The organism is Mesorhizobium sp. B2-7-2 (assembly GCF_006440775.1).
Lineage (GTDB): Bacteria > Pseudomonadota > Alphaproteobacteria > Rhizobiales > Rhizobiaceae > Mesorhizobium.
Window position 1 is genome coordinate 71,391 of sequence record NZ_VFTZ01000025.1, and the last position, 16,984, is coordinate 88,374.

General features: G+C 64.7%; 16 protein-coding genes. 5 read left to right on the forward strand and 11 right to left on the reverse strand.

From position 1 onward, the window contains the following. Positions 1-169 precede the first annotated feature (169 nt). Positions 170-844, forward strand: coding sequence for an isochorismatase family cysteine hydrolase (locus FJ425_RS26460; protein ID WP_140727085.1), 675 nt, complete (start codon positions 170-172; stop codon positions 842-844). On the opposite strand, the gene FJ425_RS26465 is transcribed toward FJ425_RS26460, so the two are convergent. Then, positions 807-998, reverse strand: a complete 192-nt coding sequence (locus tag FJ425_RS26465) for a hypothetical protein (RefSeq protein ID WP_140698090.1) — start codon at positions 996-998, stop codon at positions 807-809. The genes FJ425_RS26460 and FJ425_RS26465 overlap by 38 nt on opposite strands. A 275-nt stretch (positions 999-1,273) precedes the next feature. On the opposite strand from FJ425_RS26465, the gene FJ425_RS26470 reads away from it, so the two are divergent. Together FJ425_RS26470 and FJ425_RS26475 are read left to right on the forward strand one after the other, a co-directional pair. After that, positions 1,274-1,588, forward strand: coding sequence for an antibiotic biosynthesis monooxygenase (locus tag FJ425_RS26470; protein WP_140727088.1), 315 nt, complete (start codon positions 1,274-1,276; stop codon positions 1,586-1,588). Between the two features lie 91 nt (positions 1,589-1,679). Next, positions 1,680-2,600, forward strand: a complete 921-nt coding sequence (locus tag FJ425_RS26475) for a sigma-70 family RNA polymerase sigma factor (protein WP_246678012.1) — start codon at positions 1,680-1,682, stop codon at positions 2,598-2,600. Here the strand turns inward: FJ425_RS26475 and FJ425_RS26480 are convergent. From FJ425_RS26480 to FJ425_RS26520, 9 genes are all read right to left on the reverse strand, one after another. Then, positions 2,597-3,541, reverse strand: coding sequence for an LLM class flavin-dependent oxidoreductase (locus tag FJ425_RS26480; protein ID WP_140727090.1), 945 nt, complete (start codon positions 3,539-3,541; stop codon positions 2,597-2,599). The genes FJ425_RS26475 and FJ425_RS26480 overlap by 4 nt on opposite strands. A gap of 221 nt (positions 3,542-3,762) precedes the next feature. Further along, the gene (locus FJ425_RS26485) at positions 3,763-3,912 is read right to left on the reverse strand and encodes a hypothetical protein (protein ID WP_140544253.1); all 150 of its coding nucleotides are present in this window, start codon (positions 3,910-3,912) and stop codon (positions 3,763-3,765) included. A gap of 526 nt (positions 3,913-4,438) precedes the next feature. Beyond that, positions 4,439-5,383 carry an ABC transporter permease gene (locus tag FJ425_RS26490; RefSeq protein ID WP_140727093.1) on the reverse strand — a complete coding sequence of 315 codons (945 nt, stop codon included), beginning with the start codon at positions 5,381-5,383 and terminating at the stop codon, positions 4,439-4,441. Further along, positions 5,380-6,435 (reverse strand): ABC transporter permease, encoded by a 1,056-nt coding sequence (locus FJ425_RS26495; RefSeq protein WP_140727095.1) that lies wholly within the window; start codon positions 6,433-6,435, stop codon positions 5,380-5,382. Before FJ425_RS26495 ends, FJ425_RS26490 begins: the two co-directional genes overlap by 4 nt. Then, on the reverse strand, positions 6,435-7,946 hold the full coding sequence (locus FJ425_RS26500) for an ABC transporter ATP-binding protein (RefSeq protein WP_140727098.1): 1,512 nt from the start codon (positions 7,944-7,946) through the stop codon (positions 6,435-6,437). Before FJ425_RS26500 ends, FJ425_RS26495 begins: the two co-directional genes overlap by 1 nt. A gap of 226 nt (positions 7,947-8,172) precedes the next feature. Continuing rightward, a complete protein-coding gene (locus FJ425_RS26505) occupies positions 8,173-9,198 on the reverse strand; it encodes a BMP family protein (RefSeq protein WP_140544243.1) in 1,026 nt (341 codons plus the stop codon). 327 nt (positions 9,199-9,525) lie between these two features. Further along, on the reverse strand, positions 9,526-11,592 hold the full coding sequence (locus FJ425_RS26510; RefSeq protein WP_140727101.1) for a 3-hydroxyacyl-CoA dehydrogenase NAD-binding domain-containing protein: 2,067 nt from the start codon (positions 11,590-11,592) through the stop codon (positions 9,526-9,528). 101 nt (positions 11,593-11,693) lie between these two features. Further along, positions 11,694-12,284 (reverse strand): hypothetical protein, encoded by a 591-nt coding sequence (locus FJ425_RS26515; protein ID WP_140727104.1) that lies wholly within the window; start codon positions 12,282-12,284, stop codon positions 11,694-11,696. A gap of 44 nt (positions 12,285-12,328) precedes the next feature. Further along, positions 12,329-12,937, reverse strand: a complete 609-nt coding sequence (locus tag FJ425_RS26520) for a TetR/AcrR family transcriptional regulator (RefSeq protein ID WP_140727107.1) — start codon at positions 12,935-12,937, stop codon at positions 12,329-12,331. Between the two features lie 78 nt (positions 12,938-13,015). Here FJ425_RS26520 and FJ425_RS26525 point away from each other — a divergent pair, with 78 nt between their 5' ends. Both FJ425_RS26525 and FJ425_RS26530 read left to right on the forward strand, forming a co-directional pair. Then, positions 13,016-14,299, forward strand: coding sequence for an MFS transporter (locus FJ425_RS26525; RefSeq protein WP_140727110.1), 1,284 nt, complete (start codon positions 13,016-13,018; stop codon positions 14,297-14,299). Positions 14,300-14,637: 338 nt separating this feature from the next. Further along, positions 14,638-16,212, forward strand: coding sequence for an alkaline phosphatase (locus FJ425_RS26530; RefSeq protein WP_140636973.1), 1,575 nt, complete (start codon positions 14,638-14,640; stop codon positions 16,210-16,212). A gap of 229 nt (positions 16,213-16,441) precedes the next feature. Here the strand turns inward: FJ425_RS26530 and FJ425_RS26535 are convergent, their stop codons facing one another. Further along, positions 16,442-16,723: a hypothetical protein gene (locus FJ425_RS26535; RefSeq protein ID WP_140544259.1), complete on the reverse strand. Its 282-nt coding sequence runs from the start codon at positions 16,721-16,723 to the stop codon at positions 16,442-16,444. Positions 16,724-16,984: the final 261 nt, after the last annotated feature.

Genomic DNA, 16,984 nt, shown 5'->3' on the forward strand with positions numbered 1-16,984 from the left:
AGGGCGAGCCGTGCCGGTTGACTATGAAACATGAGTTTATGAGTCAACTATAAAGATGACTATGCTGCTTAACAATATCCGATGTGCCGATGCTTACCTGGGCAGCGGGCCTGGACCGCAGGGCGGTTGCCGGGCACGATGCGCGTAGAGCAAGAAGAGCAGGCGGCCGATGATCGAGGCGATACCCTTCGACTTTCCCTATGACGGCAGGCTGGAGCCGCAGCACACGGCGCTGCTGGTGATCGACCTGCAGGAGGATTTCCTCTCGCCGACCGGCTACTTCGCCAGGAAGGGTTACGATCCAGCGCCGCTGCGAGCCATCCTGCCGGCGGTCAACCGGCTGATTGGCGTGGCCCGCGCCGCCGGCCTTACCATCATTCACACCAGGCAAGGCTATCGCGCCGACATGGCCGACATGACGCCTTATGAAAGATGGCGCCGCAAGCGGGCCGGGCTCGACGGCACCGATGTCCTGCTGCGCTCCGGCCCGGGTTTCCAGATCGTTTCCGACATCGAGGTCGCGCCTGGAGACATCATCATCGACAAGACCTGCAACAGCGCCTTCACCTACACGGATCTGGAGCTCATTTTGCGGGCGCGCGGCATCACGCATCTGATGTTCACCGGCTGCACCACGGATGTGTGCGTGCACACCACATTGCGCGAGGCCTGCGACCGCAACTTCCAGTGCCTGACGATTGCGGACGCCTGCGCCAGTGGCGACCGGTATGCGCATGAAGCCGCGCTGCATATGGTGACGGTCGAGGACGGCGTCTTCGGCGCGCTGGCGGACTCGGCGGCCGTCATCAGCGCGCTATCACGGCTCGCGGGTGTGGCGAGCTGAGGATTTCGGGATCGCGCGGATCGCCGGGTTCCGGCCAGCCGATATCCTTGCGAATGTCGAGCGGCAGCAGATAGAGCGCCCGCGCTGCCCGATAGCGGGCACGGGTCGCGGTGTATTCGGTCGCGATGCGAGCGATGGATGACAGGATCGACATTTGCTTCTCCCTTGGTTGATGCCGGGGTCGCACCCCGGCACTCACCAACACGAAACGGCGATGGCTGTTGGAACTGCGAGGATAAATTTTTCTGAACTCACGGGCGCGGCGGCCGCTCGATAGGTCAATGGCAGCGTCCGGATCGCGAACTTGATTGATTGCCGAAAAAACTTTTGCATGCACCGTTCCGTTTTCGGTTCGGGCTTCGTCTTGAGGGTCGTAACGGGTGCGAGAGCCAAGACGGCCTCCGCCATCAGGACAAACGGAGCCAAGCCATGTCGAGCACAGTGACCTTGATCAACGTCTTCACCGCCAAGCCGGGCAAGCAGCAGGAACTCGCCAACACGCTTGCCGAGGGCACGAAGAGTTTCTTCAGCAAGCAGCCTGGCTCGCTGTCGTCATCCGTGGTGATCGGCGTCGACGGCAGCAAGGTGGCCAACATCTCGCAATGGCGTTCGGCGGACGACATCGCGGCCTTCCGCGGCGATCCCCGCTTCGGCGAATACATGAAGAGCGTCGTTGAGTTGGCGGCCGGCGAGACCATGATGGGCCACACCACTTATTCCCATACCGGCGGGGTGGAGAACTGAAGCAATTCCAGGAAAAGTGTGAAACGGTTAGGTTCGGCGCCTTCGCCGACCTTCCGTCCGGAATTGCGTCAACCAAAGAGGTAGAGCACGCGTGACCGGTTCGCACGATCAGTCCGTTGCGGCGACCGAAACCAGGCTTCGCGCCTTCGAGCGCGATGCCGCCTTGCTGAGAGCCAAGCTGCACCGCTACGCGTCGCGCATGGTCGGATCGGTCATCGATGGCGAAGACATCGTCCAGGAGGCTTTGGCAAAAGGCTTCGTGGCGATCAGGAATGGCGACATGCCCGACAACACCGAGTCTTGGCTGTTTCGCATCGCGCATAACGCCGCCCTCGATTTCCTGCGCAAGCGCGCCCGCTCGCGGGGGCGCGAAAGCGAGGTCGAGCTCGACATGATCGCCGACCAGAACTCGGCGCTGGATGCTCGCATTGCCGCCGAGGCGAGCCTGGCCGAACTGATGCAACTGCCGCCGGCGCAACGATGCACGGTCGTGCTGAAGGATGTGCTTGGACACAGCCTGGAGGAGATCGGCGAAATCCTCGAAACCTCCGAGACCGCGATCAAAGGCGCGCTGCAGCGGGGTCGCGAGAGCCTGCGCAAGCTGGCGGCCGCGCCGCGGATCGCGCCGCCCCGCCCGGCGCTCGACCAACAGGACATGCGGCGCCTCGGCGATTATGTGGCCGCCTTCAACGCCAGGGACTTCGATGCCTTGCGCGGCCTGCTGGCCGAGGACGTCAAGCTGGAGCTGGTCAACCGCCTGCGCGCCGACGGCAAGGAATATGTCGGCAATTATTTCGGCCGCTACGCCGACGAGACGCATTGGCATTTCACAACCGGCCTTGTCGAGGGCCGGCCCGCCATCCTGGTCACCAGCCCGGAGCGTCCAGACGGACAGCCGCGCTACTTCATCCTCATCGATTGGGAGAACGGCCGGATCGCCGGCATCCGCGACTTCCTGTTCGCGGATTACGTGATGGACGGCCTGGATTATTCCGGCGCGGAGCGACCTTAGCCTAGGACGCGCAGTGTTGCGGCAAAGGGGTGCGAGGCAAACGCACCCGGCTGCGGGACCTCCGTCTCGCGTCGCGCCAGCGAATTCGCGACCAGCGTGATCGTCTCGCGCCCGAAGCGGGCGATTTCGCTCAGGCGGTCGATGCCGCCTATCATGAACTCCTCGACGCCCAGCGCCGCATAGGGCAACAGCGCCAAGGCGAGCCGCGGCGGCGGCCCGGCAATCTCGACCGCCTTGTGATCCGAGGTGCCCGTCCAGCCGTCCGGATGAATGCGTACCGGCAGCGCGAAGCGCAGCCTGCCGCCGCGGCCGTGCTCGGCAGCGGCGCTGCGCGCGCGCTCCATCAATTGCCTCACCTCGTCGGGCGAACCGGCGGCCAACTCGAAGACATCTGCATGCTTGCCGGCGACCTTCAGCGCGGTGCCCGACTGGCCGCCGAGCCGGATGACGAGATCGGCGCCGTGCGGACCCTTGCGCGGCACGAAGCCGCCGCGCACGCTGTAGAAGGCGCCCTCATGGTCGAAGGGCCTGTCGTTCGACCACAGGCGCTTCAGCAGCACCAGATATTCGTCGATGCGCTGCCACACCACGCTGTGGCCAACCGGCCGCGCCTCGGCATCGCTGTCTTCAAGCGGCTCGCTCAGTATGCGAAGCGACAGACGCCCGCCGCCTCTGCGGTCGAGCGCCGCGAGCTGCCTTGCCGCCACCATCGGCTCGATAACGCCGGCCCAATGCGTCAGCACCACCTCCAGCGAGCCGGTGCGGTCGAGCGTCTGCGCGGCGATGTCCATGTTGGTAAGCAGTTCGGCCGGATCGTCCACCACCAGCTTGCGAAAGCCGGCGTCCTCGATCAGCGACAATTTGGTCGCCGTCTCGGCGAAATCGTAGAAGAAGCTGCCATTGGCAGCCTTACCGGGAACATGCGTGAACTCGATTGGCATTGCCATCTCCTCCATCACGTTGGGTCGCCCGGCTCCGAACCCCGAGTCAAATCCATTTTGGGCGCGCAACAGCGCGCCGGCCTTCTTCAGCTCCGATTACTCAACTCAGATTCTTGTACGGCGGGGTCTTTAGGTTTAAGCAATTCCGGGCGGACGGCTACGGCGAAGCCGCCGAGCCCAACCGCTCACAATTTTCCTGGAATTGCCCTGGCCCCGCTCAGTCAGGGGATGATCCCGAAAACGACGGCGCCGGTGAACACGAAGGCAAGCGCAAAGACGAGATAGGCGAACGTGCCGCCATAGGCGGGCCTCCAGCTCTGGTCGGCGGCAAGCCTCTGGCCTTTGCGTTGGGCGTTCTGAATGTAGGACATGATCGATCCTCCGTCGCGACCATTAATCTATAAAGATAGTAGACTTTGTCGATTGTTATTTTTGGGCGATTTCTGGAACAAGATTTTTATGCAAGGCCAATTCGGGGTTTTTCATACTCATCGCCGGGCGCGGTCTGGTGGCTTTCGGAACAGGGGCGATTTGGCCAAAACCGCTCGAACCGAGCTCCGGAGTGTTCGCGGGCAAACATCAATCGCTCGAGCGGCCTTAGCCGCCTCGCCCATGAATTGAGCTTCGTCAACGGCACGCAGGCTTTCCAAGGTCCGTGTTCTTCGTCCAGGGACGGCCAGGCGCCCTTCCTCTACCCCGTCGATCGGGGGAGAGGTGTCGAGCGCAGCTCGACGGACTGGGGTCGACCCTGGCGCGGCGCAGGAAGATTCGTGCGCCTGGGCCCATTTCAATATCCGTCGGCGGCGGTTGCAAGGTGGTTCCCCCACTCCGTCGCTGCTTCGCAGCACCACCTCTCCCCCCTCCGGAGGGAGAGGAAAGGGCGCCGAGTCCTACCGCCTACCGCTCCTCCCGCCGGAACGGCTTCAGCAGCGCCGAAGGCGCGACCGCGCTGCGCGACATGAAGGCCATGGCGACGATGGTGAAGATGAAGGGCAGCATCAGGAAGGCTTCGTAGGGGATGTGGCCGAGGCCGCTCGCCTGCATCCTGAGCTGCAGCGCATCGACGAAGGCAAAAAGCAGCGCCGCGCCCGCCGAGCGCCAGGGATCCCAGCGGCCGAACACGACTAGCGCGATCGCCACCCAGCCACGCCCGGATACGACGCCGAAGGTGAAGGCGTTGAACTGCGCCATGGTGAGGAAGGCGCCGGCAAGGCCCATCAGCGCGCCGCCGAGGATCACCGCCTGGAAGCGCGTGGCGATCACGCTGACGCCGGCCGAATCTGCCGCGCGCGGATTCTCGCCGACCATGCGCACCGACAGCCCCCATGGCGTGCGGTAGAGCACGAAGGCGGCGAGCGGAACGGCGATGATCGCCATATAAACCAGCGTGAACTGGCTGAACACGGCCGGGCCGAGGATCGGAATGTCCGAGAGCAGCGGGATCGGCACCGTCTTGAAGCCGTCGATGCTCGGCGGCACCGATTGTTGGCCGAAGATCAGCCGGTAGAGGAAATAGGCAAGGCCGGATGAGAACAGCGTCACGCCGATGCCGCAGACATGCTGGCTGAGGCCCAGTGCCACCGTGAACAGCGCATGCAGCGCGCCCATCAGCGCCCCGACCAGCACGGCCACCAGCACGCCCAGCCAAAGGCTGCCGCTGAGGCTCGCGGCGGTGAATCCGGCCATCGCCGACAGCAGCATGATGCCTTCGATGCCGAGATTGAGCACGCCGGCGCGCTCGGAAAACATTTCGCCGAGCGTTGCGAAAGCAAGCGGCGTGGCGATGCGGATGATGGCGGCGAGAAAGCCTACCTGGAAAATCTGCTCGAACACCGCGCTCATGTTTGGGCCCCCACGCGGCGGATGCGGTAGGCGGTGAACAGCAGCGCCACCAGCATCGCAAGCAGCGCCGTGCCTTGGATGACGTCGCTTAGGAAAGCCGGCACGCCGGTCGCGCGCGACATCGCCTCGGCGCCGGTCATGACGGCGGCCAGGAAGATCGCCGCCGGCACCACGCCGAGCGGGTTGAGCCTGGCAAGCATCGCGACGACGATGCCGGAATAGCCGTAACCCGGCGAGATGTCGCTCATCACCTGGAAGTGGACGCCGCCGACCTCGCCGACGCCGGCCAGCCCGGCCAGCGCGCCCGAGAGCAGCGCGGTGGAAAGCAGCACGCGCTGGACATTGATGCCGCCATAGCGCGCGGCTTCCGGGTTCTCGCCGGTGACGCGGATGCGGAAGCCAAGTGTGGTGCGCGCGATCAGGAACCAGCAAAGGGGTGCGGCGATCAGCGCCACGACCACGCCGAGATGCAGCCTCGTGCCCTCGACCAGCACCGGGAAATTGGCCGAGTCCTCGATCGGCGGCGAGATCGGATAGCCGGAGAAGGTGTCCTTCCACGGCCCCTCGATCAGCGCCATCAGCGCGTAATAGATGACCGAGTTGAGCAGCAGCGAGCTGACCACGTCGTCGACCTTGAATTTGACGCGCAATGTCGCCGGCACCAGCGCGACGAGAGCGCCGGCGGCGGCGCCTACAAGGGCCATCAGCAGCATGGCGAGGTAGCCCGGCATCGGGATGGCGCCGACAAAGCAGCTTGCCACCGCGCCGGCGAGCAGCTGGCCCTCGGCGCCGATGTTCCAGAATTTGGCGCGGAAGGCGATCGCCACCGCCAGGCCGGTGAAGATCATCGGGGCGGCGCGCACCAGCGTCTCGGTGATGGCGTAGCTGTCGCCGAGGGATGCAGACAGCATCACGCCATAGGCCTCGATCACGCCGGCGCCTGCAATCGCGATGAGGCCGCTGCACAGGATTAGTGTGGCGGCGATGGCGACCAGCGGCAGGGCGAGATTGAACCAGGCGGGCGTCGACGTGCGGGCTTCGAGGCGAAACATCAGGCGCGGCCCTCCGCGCCAGTCATCATCAGGCCGAGCCTTGCGACGGTGGCATCCGCGCTGGGAAGCGTGCCCGCGATGCGGCCCTCATACATCACGGCGATGCGGTCCGAGAGCATCAGCAGTTCCTCGAGGTCCTCGCCGATGACGATGATGCCGCAGCCCTTGGCGCGCATGGCCAGGAATTTCTCGTGGATGAAGCGGGCAGCGCCGATGTCGAGGCCGCGCGTCGGCTGCGAGACGATCAGCACCTTGGGGTCGAAGGCGAGCTCGCGCGCGAGAAGCGCCTTCTGCAAATTGCCGCCGGACAGCGCGCCGGCGCGCACCATCGGTCCGGGACAGCGTATGTCATAGGCCTTGATCTGTTGCTCGGCAAAGGCGCGGATGGCGGCGGGATTGAGCAATCCTTTGCGGCTGAAGGCCTCGGTGCCGATACGCGGCAGCACCATGGAGTCGGCTAAAGGCAAATTGGTGACGAGGCCGGTTGTCATCCGGTCTTCCGGGATGCGGCCGAGCCCGAGCGCCTGCAGCTCGCGCGGCGAAAATTGCGTCACCGCTTTGCCGGCTATCATCATGGTGCCAGCCCTCGGCGGTAGCATGCCGGAAATGACGTCGGCCAGCGCCCGCTGGCCGTTGCCGGAAACGCCGGCGATGCCTAGGATTTCGCCCGCGCGGACGAAAAGCGAGATCTCGCGCAGCGGCGTGCCGGCGTGGGCGGAGGTGGATATGCCGTCGAGCGTCAGCACGGAAGCACCGGGCGTCGAAGCCTGCTTGACCGGCGGCACGATTTCGTGGCCGCACATCAGCTTGGCCATTTCCGCCGATGTGGTGCTTGCCGGATGGTCGACGCGGCCGGCGACCTTGCCGTGGCGCAGCACGACGCAGCGATGGGTGAGGGCCCTGACTTCGTTGAGCTTGTGCGAGATGAAGATGATGCCGAGCCCTTGCGCCGCCATCGAGCGCAAGGCAGCGAAAAGGCCATCGACCTCCGAAGGCGCCAGCACCGCCGTCGGCTCGTCGAGGATCAAAAGCTTGGCGCCGCGAAACAGCGCCTTGATGATCTCCAGCCGCTGCTGCTCGCCGACCGACAGCGTCGACACCGGCAGGTTCGGATCGAGGCTTAGCCCATATTGCCGGCTGATTTCGGTGAGCCGGGTAAGCCCGCGAGCACGATCGATGCGGCCGGACTTGCCGGGAATGCCGATCAGGAGGTTCTCCAGCACCGTGAGGCGCGGCGCGAGGTGAAAATGCTGGTGCACCATGCCGATACCGGCGGCCAGGGCGTCGGCGGAATTGTGGATGGCAATCGGCCTGCCTTCGACCAGGATTTCGCCCGCATCCGGCGCATAGGCGCCAAACAGCACGTTCATCAGCGTCGTCTTGCCGGCGCCGTTCTCGCCCAAAAGGCCGAGGATCTCGCCAGGGGCCACGCTGAGATCAACGGCCTCGTTCGCCTTGACGGCGCCGAAGCTCTTGGTGATGCCGCGCATTTCGATGAGTGGGGCGGACAAGGGTGCTCCCTGACTTGCGATCCGGCTAACCGCCGAGGGCAGCGCTGCACCCCCCTCTGGCCTGCCGGCCATCTCCCCCTCAAGGGGGGAGATTGAATGTCGCGGCGGCCTTCGCCAACTTTCAACGATGAAAGAATCGAACGCCGTCGACGAAACTGCCAATCTCCCCCCTTGAGGGGGAGATGTCCGGCAGGACAGAGAGGGGGGCCTCGCGCCGCCCCATGCGTCAATCCGAAACCGGCGTGTTCTCGTCGACGTCGACGCGGAAATTGCCTTCGAGGATCTCGGCCTTCTTCTTCTCGACCAGGTCCTTGACGTCCGCCGGCAGCGTTTTGTCGAACTTGTGGAAGGGCGCCAGATAGGAGCCGCCCTTGGCCATGCGCGAGAAATCGCCATAGTCTTGCGCGGTGAAGACGCCGGCCTTGACCAGCTTGATCGCCTGCTCGACCGTCGGATACATGTCCCACACCGGGCCGGTGATGACCGTATCCGGCCCGAGGCTGGACTGGTCGGACATGTTGGAGATGGCAAAAATCTTCTTCTCGACCGCCGCCTCGATGACGCCGAAACGCTCGGCATAGATGACGTCGACGCCGGCATCGATCTGCGCCACGGCCGCTTCCTTGGCCTTGGGCGGATCGAAGAAGGAGCCGATGAAGGCGACCTTCTTCTTGACGTTCGGGTTGACCTCCTTGGCGCCGGCGAAGAAAGCGTTGACCAGCCGGTTCACTTCCGGAATGCCCATCGCCGCGACGGCGCCCACCGTGCCCGACTTCGACATCTTTCCGGCGATCATGCCGGAGAGATAGGCGGGCTCGTGAATCCAGTTGTCGAAGACGCCGAAATTGGGCTCGGCCGGACCGGCGCCCGAGCCGAACAGCCACGCCGTCTTCGGGAATTGCTTGGCCGTGCGGCGCGACTCGCGCTCGGCGGCGAAGGCGTCGCCGAGCACCAGCTGGTACCCCCCTTGAGCATATTCGCGCATCACGCGGCTGAAGTCGGCGGTCTGCACCTTTTCCGACCATTTGTATTCGATGCCCAGCTCCTTCTCCGCCTTCTGCAGGGCGACATGGATCTGGTTGTCCCACGGCTCCTCGATCGGCGTGGCGAAGATCGCCGCCACCTTCAGCTTCTTGTCCTTGGCAAAGGCCGCGCCGGGCAGCACGGTGGCCGCGAGGCCGAGCGCGCCGAGTTCCAGCACGTTGCGCCGCGACAGGCCGGCGCGTTGCGTTTTGCTACGTTCGTTTTCCATTGAAGTGCCCCTCTGTTCGACGGCCGTGTCGAGCCGGCTGTTCAAAAATGTTAGACGAGAGACTATGGAACGGCGCCTGAGATTTGTCCACATGGTCAAATTTGGTGGATAGGGACAGTGCGAGGCTGGAAGCGCTGGCGGGACAGCGCCCCCCTCTGGCTGCCGGCCATCTCCCCCACAAGGGGGGAGATCAGCAGCGGGGTCGACGGCACTCTACTCTGTAATGGTGGTGGTTGGCGAAAGCCGGCGCGACATCCAATCTCCCCCCTCGTGGGGGAGATGGCCGGCAGGCCAGAGGGGGGCGCGAAGGATCGCGGCTTCTTGGCCTTATCCGTTGGCAGTCCAAGCCCCCGTCTCGGCAAACCGCCTCAACGCCGGCGCCGGCTCGAAGATCGGCCGGCCGGTCCGCCCATGCCAGAATTCCAGCCGCTCGACGATCTTCGCCGCGCCTGCGACCCCGGCCCAGAACATCGGCCCACCCTTGCCGATCGGGAAGCCGTAACCATTGACCCAGACGACATCGATGTCGGACGCGCGTGCTGCGACGCCTTCCTCGAGAATCTTGGCACCCTCGTTGACCAAGGGATAAAGCGTGCGTTCGAGAATCTCCTCGGCGCCGATCTCGCGCCGCGCAATTCCAAGCTCCGCCGCCTTCGCCCGGATCAGCGCCTCGACTTCCGGATCGGCAACCGGCTCACGCGAGCCGGCCTCATAGTGGTACCAGCCGCGCCCGGTCTTCTGGCCGAAATGGCCCTGCTCGCACAGCGCATCGGCGATCACCGCCGTTTGGCCGCGCGCCTTGCGGTTGCGCCAGCCGATATCGAGGCCGGCGAGATCGCCCATCTGGAACGGCCCCATCGGCCAGCCGAAATCGGTGAACGCCTTGTCGACCTGGCTCGGCGTCGCGCCTTCCAGCAACAGCGCCTCGTTCTCGGCGCCGCGCGCCGAAAGCATCCGGTTGCCGACGAAACCGTGGCAGACGCCGACGACGACCGCGACCTTGCCGATGCGCCGGGCGAGGTCGGTGACCGTCGCCAGCGCGTCAGGCGCGGTCTTTTCGGCGCGCACGATCTCAAGGAGCTTCATGACGTTTGCCGGCGAAAAGAAATGCATGCCGAGCACATCTTGTGGCCGCGAGGTCGAGGCGGCGATTTCGTTCACGTCCAGATAAGAGGTGTTGGTAGCGAGGATGGCGCCGGGCCTGGCGATCGCGTCGAGCCTGCCGAACACCTCCTTCTTGACCGCCATGTCCTCGAACACGGCCTCGATGATCAAGTCGCAATCGGCGAGATCGGCGTAGTCGGTGCTGCTCTTGAAGAGATCAAGCCGCTTTTGCTTCGCCTCTTCGGTCAACGAGCCGCGGCTGACGGAGACGGCATAATTCTTCTCGATCGTCGCCAGTCCGCGGCGCAGCGCCTCCTCGCTCGTCTCGAGCAAAGTCACCGGGAGACCGCCATTGGCAAAGGCCATCGCGACGCCGCCGCCCATGGTGCCGGCGCCGATCACGCCGACGCGCTCTATCCGGCGCTTCCGCAAATCCTTGCCCGGCACCTTCGCCGCCTCGCGCTCGGCGAAAAAAAGATGCCGCTGCGCGCGCGACTGGTCGCCGGAAACGAGCTTTTGGAAAAGCTGCCGCTCGGCCGCAAGGGCTGCGTCGAACGGCAAGATGATCGCGTTGCGCACGGCTTCGGCGCAGGCAAGCGGCGCGTCCAGTCCGCGGGCTTTTCTTGCCAGATCGGCGGCTTGGCGGTCGAAGGCTGCGAGATCGGACCCGGCAAGGCGGTCATTGCGGTCACGCACCGGCACGAACGGTCCGCCTCGATCAGCCATTTCGCGAGCGAAACGAACCGCCTCTGCCAAGAGACCGGCGTCGATAACCGCATCGGCAAGACCGGCGGCCTTTGCCTCACCGGCCGAGATCGGGCTGCCCGAGACGATCATGCCGAGCGCTTTCGCGGCGCCGACCAGGCGTGGCAAACGTACGGTCCCGCCGCCACCCGGCAACAGGCCGAGCCTTACCTCCGGCAGGCCGAGCTTGGCGGTGGCGTCCGCGACACGGAAATGGCAGCCCAATGCCAGTTCCAGCCCGCCGCCCAGCGCCGTGCCGTGAATGGCGGCGACCGTCGGCTTGGGAACCGTTTCCAGCAGGGCGATAATGGCCCGCAATTCCGGTTGCTCGACCGGCTTGCCGAATTCGGTGATGTCGGCGCCGGCCACGAAAGTGCGCCCGGCGCAGGCGATGACGATGGCCCTCGCGGTGGGATCGTCGCGCAAAGCGGTGAGCGCCTCGTAAAGCGGCTTGCGGACATGAAAGCTGAGCGCATTGACAGGCGGGTTGTCGATGGTGACCACCGCCACGCCGTTCTCGTTTGCGACGCTGACAGAACTGGACAAGCGGACCTCCCGAGACCGGCTGCGATCGCGCAAGGGTTTACTAGGCAGCGAGGCGAATGGGAACCCGATGCGGCTCTGGCCCTATGGTTGGCGAGGCCCGGTTAATTGTCGACCCGGCCGAAGGGCGGCACGTTGCCGATCACCTCGCGCTTGTCCTTGCCGCAGGCGAAGGTCTTCGCCTTTTCGTCGGCGAGCTTGCGCGCCTGGGCGTTGGCCTGCGGATTGCCGGTGGCCAAAACCAGGCCGATCGTGCAGCCCTGGTGCTCTTCCGGTTGCGCGACCTTGGCGACGACCAGCACATCGGTCGATTTCTTTTCGTCCTCGGGGTTGCTGACGGAGCGGCGGTGGATGGCGGCGAAGGGGATGACGACGTCGCCATTGGTCTCGATGCGCCACTCGACTTTCGGTCCGGAGCCGTTGAAGGCGGTGAAGCTCTCCCAGACCGCGGTCATGTCGTCGGACGGAAAGCCGTAATAGACGGATTCGCGCGCGTCGTCGTAGCCGATCAGCACCGGGTAGCCGCGATAGCCTGAGCAGACGAGGCTCGCCCAGTCGCCGTCGCCTTCCCCAGCTTGCGCATAGGTCACGCAGTCCTTCTTCGAGTCGAGATCGGTATAGGCGCTGGAGATGTCGCCGGCCTGGGCCGCCTGGCAGAAACCGGCGAGGGCAAGCGGGATCAGAAGAACGCGCATTACTGGCAACTCCGTTCGAGCTGCCGGAAGCGTAACGTCAATCGCTATTTCTTCAAGCTGGCTTCGATCAAGAGATCGGCGTTGCGGGCGACCGCCGCCGCCGGTCCGCCCAGGCCAAACAGCTGGCCGCTGATATAGGCGCCTTCGATGAGCAGCAGCAGGCCGTCACCCAGCGTATCGGAATCGGCGGCGCCCATTGCGGCGGCCATGGCGCGCAGGCGTCGGCGCAATTCGACCTTGTTGTTCTCGCTCACCACCCGCGCCGGATGGCCGCGCTCGGGATATTCCACCGCGGCGTTGGTCATGCCGCAACCGCGATAGTCCGGCTTTTGCGTGCGTTTGCCGACGCGGGTCAGGAAGGCGATGATCTGCGCGCGCGGATCGCCCGGATGCGCGTCGACGGCCTCGTCGAAGCGTTCCCAGAATTCGAGGTCATATTTGCGCAGATAGGAGGCGGCGAGCTCATCCTTGGACGGGAAGCTGCGGTAGAGGCTCGGCTTGGTGACGCCGGCACGCCTGACGATCTCGTCGACGCCGATCGCCCTTATGCCCTCGCGGTAAAAGAGGTCGCGCGCCACGTCCAGGATCTTGTCCGCCGCCCGGGGAGCAGGGAGCTCGCTGATCGATGCTTCAATTTTATTGTCGGATGGCATTCAAACAACTCGCTTGACAATGTTACTGACCGGTACGTATGTATGGCTTCAGTCCATTGCAACGTACCGGTCAGTAACATGATAATCCAGTCCCGTCCGTTTGGCCAGCGCTACGCATTCGTCGTCGTTGCCGTCATTTTCCTGTGCCTGCTGATCGCGGCGGGGCTCCGTTCGGCGCCCTCGGTGATGATGGTGCCGCTGGAGGAAAGCTTCGGCTGGCATCGCGACGTAACGTCCTGGGCCGCCAGCGTCGGCATCCTGCTTTACGGGCTGACCGGTCCGTTCGCTGCCGCGCTGATGGAACGCATTGGGCTGCGCCGCACGCTGCTCGGCTCGCTGCTGGTGATGTCGGGATCGACCGCGCTCAGCCTGTTCATGACTGAGCCATGGCATCTTTTCATCACCTGGGGCGTGTTTTCCGGCATCGGTTCGGGCGCGGTGGCGAGCGTGCTCGGCGCCACCATCGTCAACCGCTGGTTCAAGACCAATCGCGGCCTGATGATGGGCCTGATGTCGGCCTCAAGCGCCACCGGCATGCTGGTGTTCCTGCCGCTCATCGCCTCGCTGGCGCAGAGCGGGGGCTGGAAGCCGGTGGCGATCGCCGTGGCGCTGGCCACCGCCGCGCTGATCCCGTTCGTCTTGCTGCTGGTGCCGGAGCTCCCGGCTTCGATCGGGCAGGTGCGCTACGGCGCCGATGCCGGCGACGTGCCGCCGGTGTCGCCTGCATCGCAGGGCAATTTCCTGGCGCACACGCTGAACACGCTGCGCCGCGCGGCGGGCACGCGGGTGTTCTGGTATCTGTTCGCCACCTTCTTCGTCTGCGGCTTCACCACCAATGGTCTCGTCGGCACGCATCTCATCGCATTCTGCGGCGATATGGGCATTGGCGAGGTGCAGGCGGCCGGGCTGTTGTCGATGATGGGCATTTTCGACCTGATCGGCACGACATTGTCCGGCTGGCTCACCGACCGCTTCGATCCGCGCAAGCTGCTCGGCGTCTATTACGCGGTGCGTGGGCTGTCACTGATCTACCTGCCCTATTCCGGCTTCTCCGCGACCAGCCTGGTCATCTTCGCCGTGCTCTACGGGCTCGACTGGATCGCCACCGTGCCGCCGACGCTGAGGCTTGCCAACGAGGCGTTCGGCGACCGCAGCGGACCGATCGTGTTCGGCTGGATCGTCGCCGGCCACCAGGTGGGCGCCGCGGCCGCCGCCGCCTTCGGCGGCACGATGCGCGAGCTGCAGGGCAATTACGAGCTGGCCTTCCTGATTGCCGGCATGACGGGTATCGCGGCGGCTTGTATTTCGCTGCTGATCAATACGAGCAGGCCGGCGTTCGAGCCGGAACCGCAGGCGGCTTGAGGCGCGACTTTTCCTTCTCCCCTTGTGGGAGAAGGTGGCCGCGAAGCGGCCGGATGAGGGGTGCTCCAGGGAAAGCCAACGTCTCACTCCGCTGGAATACCCCTCATCCGTCTCGGCGCTGCGCGCCGATCCACCACCCGGCCCTTCGCAGGCTCAGGGCGTTCGAAGCTCGAAAAGCCAAGCAATTGGCTTTTCGTCCGCTAACGCGGACCGCTTCTCACCCCACAAGGGGAGAAGGAAGATGTCGACTGTTATCAAAACTTCATGGTTCCGATATGCGCCTGAAACATTGAGGCGAGAGCTTGGCGGTCCCGCTCAATGCCATCCCGGAGACAGCCATGAACAAGCTTTCGCTCACCCGCCGCGCCTTCGTCACTTCGGCCAGCGCCTTCGGCCTTGTCGGCGCCTCCGGTCTGGCGCTGCCCTATTATTCCCGCGCCAGCCAGCGTCCGGCCTTCACGCATGGCGTCCAGTCCGGCGACGTCGACGCCACGTCGGGCATGGTGTGGACCCGCACCGATCGCCCGGCGCGCGTGATGTATGAAGTGTCGACGACCGAAAGCTTCGCCAATGCGACGCGGCTGGCTGCGCTCGATACCTCGCCGGCCAGCGACTACACGGTGAAGCGGCTGCTCACCGATCTCGCCTCGGACCAGGACATTTTCTACCGCATGACCGCTGCCGATCTTTCCGACATCAATGCCGTGTCCGAGCCGATCGTCGGCCGTTTCCGCACCGCGCCGTCGTCCAAGCGCGACGTGCGCTTCGCCTGGTCGGGCGACACCGCCGGCCAGGGCTGGGGTATCGACGAGACCGGCATGAAGACCTATTCGACCATCGCCAAGCACACGCCGGACTTCTTCCTGCATTCCGGCGACACCATCTATGCCGACGGCGCTATGAAGGACGAGGTCGACCTGCCCGGCGGCGGCAAGTGGAAGAACGTGGTCATGATCGACGGCAAGCGCAAGGTGGCCGAGACGCTGGACGAGTACCGCGACCAGTGGAAGTACAACATGATGGACAAGCATGTGCTTGGCCTGTCGGCCATCTGCCCGACCTTCTACCAGTGGGACGACCACGAGGTGCTCAACAACTGGTCGGATTCGAAGGACCTGACCGCCGACGACCGCTACAAGGAAAAGTCGATCCATGTGCTGGCGGCCAGGGCGGCTCGCGCCTTCCATGAAATGACGACCATCCGCTACGAGCCGTCGGAGCCGGGCCGCGTCTACCGCAAGGTCTCGCATGGGCCGCTGCTCGACGTGTTCTTCCTCGACATGCGCTCCTATCGCGGCCCGAACGGCCCCGACATGGAAGAGACGCTGACGCCGAAGTCGCGCATGATCGGCGAGGAGCAGTCGAAGTGGCTGAAGCGCGAGCTGGCGAATTCCAAGGCGACGTGGAAGGTCATCGCCGCCGACATGCCGCTCAGCCTGGTCGTCTGGAACGACGCGGCGAAGAAGGCCGGGGCCGAGGCGGTCGCCAACAGCGACAATGGCGCGCCAAAGGGCCGTGAGCTGGAATTCGCCGACGTGCTGCGCTTCATCAAGAATGCCGGCATCACCAACACGGTGTGGCTGACCGCCGACGTCCACTACACCGCGGCGCACTACTACAATCCCGACAAGGCGCAGTTCCAGGATTTCAATCCGTTCTGGGAGTTCGTGTCCGGTCCGATCCACGCCGGCACCTTCGGCCCCAACGACCTCGACATGACCTTCGGGCCGGAGCTGAAATTCATCAAGGCGCCGACCGCCGAGCAGGGCCAGAACCTGCCGCCGTCGGCCGGGCTGCAGTTCTTCGGGCTGGTCGACATTTCCGGCGCGACGGAACAGCTCACCGTGCGGCTGATGGATCGCGACGACAACGAGCTTTACAAGGTCACGCTCGATCCGGTGCGGTCGGCTTGAAGATCAATAAAATCCGAGGCGCCGGCGCGAGGCCCCCCTCTCTGGCCTGCCGGCCATCTCCCCCTCAAAGGGGGAGATCGGATTTCGCATCGGCTTTCGCTAATTTCCAACGCTGCAGGACTGGCAGCGGGATCAAAGCTGCTAATCTCCCCCCTTGAGGGGAGATGCCCGGCAGGGCAGAGGGGGGCGCTGTCCCGCCAGCATTTGCCGTTTTCCTGTGGCGGAAAGATCAATCCGGATAGCAAGCCCGGGGAATTTTCGGCCAGACCGCGGTATCGCAGTTGGCATCCTTCTGGCGCTGCTTGAAGGCGGCGCTGACCGGGCCGGTGACGATCGGGTCGACGCCGTCGGGGGCGTCGGCGAACATCTGCTGCGCGGTCCTGGCGTCGGGCGGCGCGATCGGGTCGGCTTGCCGAAGCGTAGCCGCCGATTGCGCGGCGCCGGCCGCGACGAGCACGCCAAGCGCCGCCCACGCAAAAACCGGACGCAATCTGGACATAGGATCGGTCATGAACATCGAACTGTCCGGCCCCTCAAAGGTTCCGCCTTGGTTAACGGAATCATTTCACACCAAGACGTTTAAGAATCAGTGACTATGTATTTGGGGTCGGGCCTCCCCTTTCGCAAATGCGAAAAACCTTGTATGAGCCGCGCAACCGAAAAAGGCGGCGCCTCTGGGCCTGCTGCCTGCAACACTCCCCTTTCGCAAATGCGAAAAACCTTGTATGAGCCGCGCAACCGAAAAAGGCGGCGCCTCTGGGCCTGCTGCCTG

What these genes read in the sequence shown, in the direction of transcription:
- FJ425_RS26505 (WP_140544243.1), bottom strand. Translation starts at nt 9,198, where the DNA reads ATGGAAAACGAACGTAGCAAAACGCAACGCGCCGGCCTGTCGCGGCGC.
- FJ425_RS26465 (WP_140698090.1), bottom strand. Translation starts at nt 998, where the DNA reads ATGTCGATCCTGTCATCCATCGCTCGCATCGCGACCGAATACACCGCG.
- FJ425_RS26520 (WP_140727107.1), bottom strand. Translation starts at nt 12,937, where the DNA reads ATGCCATCCGACAATAAAATTGAAGCATCGATCAGCGAGCTCCCTGCT.
- FJ425_RS26485 (WP_140544253.1), bottom strand. Translation starts at nt 3,912, where the DNA reads ATGTCCTACATTCAGAACGCCCAACGCAAAGGCCAGAGGCTTGCCGCC.
- FJ425_RS26490 (WP_140727093.1), bottom strand. Translation starts at nt 5,383, where the DNA reads ATGAGCGCGGTGTTCGAGCAGATTTTCCAGGTAGGCTTTCTCGCCGCC.
- FJ425_RS26480 (WP_140727090.1), bottom strand. Translation starts at nt 3,541, where the DNA reads ATGCCAATCGAGTTCACGCATGTTCCCGGTAAGGCTGCCAATGGCAGC.
- FJ425_RS26515 (WP_140727104.1), bottom strand. Translation starts at nt 12,284, where the DNA reads ATGCGCGTTCTTCTGATCCCGCTTGCCCTCGCCGGTTTCTGCCAGGCG.
- FJ425_RS26530 (WP_140636973.1), top strand. Translation starts at nt 14,638, where the DNA reads ATGAACAAGCTTTCGCTCACCCGCCGCGCCTTCGTCACTTCGGCCAGC.
- FJ425_RS26470 (WP_140727088.1), top strand. Translation starts at nt 1,274, where the DNA reads ATGTCGAGCACAGTGACCTTGATCAACGTCTTCACCGCCAAGCCGGGC.
- FJ425_RS26460 (WP_140727085.1), top strand. Translation starts at nt 170, where the DNA reads ATGATCGAGGCGATACCCTTCGACTTTCCCTATGACGGCAGGCTGGAG.
- FJ425_RS26495 (WP_140727095.1), bottom strand. Translation starts at nt 6,435, where the DNA reads ATGTTTCGCCTCGAAGCCCGCACGTCGACGCCCGCCTGGTTCAATCTC.
- FJ425_RS26525 (WP_140727110.1), top strand. Translation starts at nt 13,016, where the DNA reads ATGATAATCCAGTCCCGTCCGTTTGGCCAGCGCTACGCATTCGTCGTC.
- FJ425_RS26535 (WP_140544259.1), bottom strand. Translation starts at nt 16,723, where the DNA reads ATGACCGATCCTATGTCCAGATTGCGTCCGGTTTTTGCGTGGGCGGCG.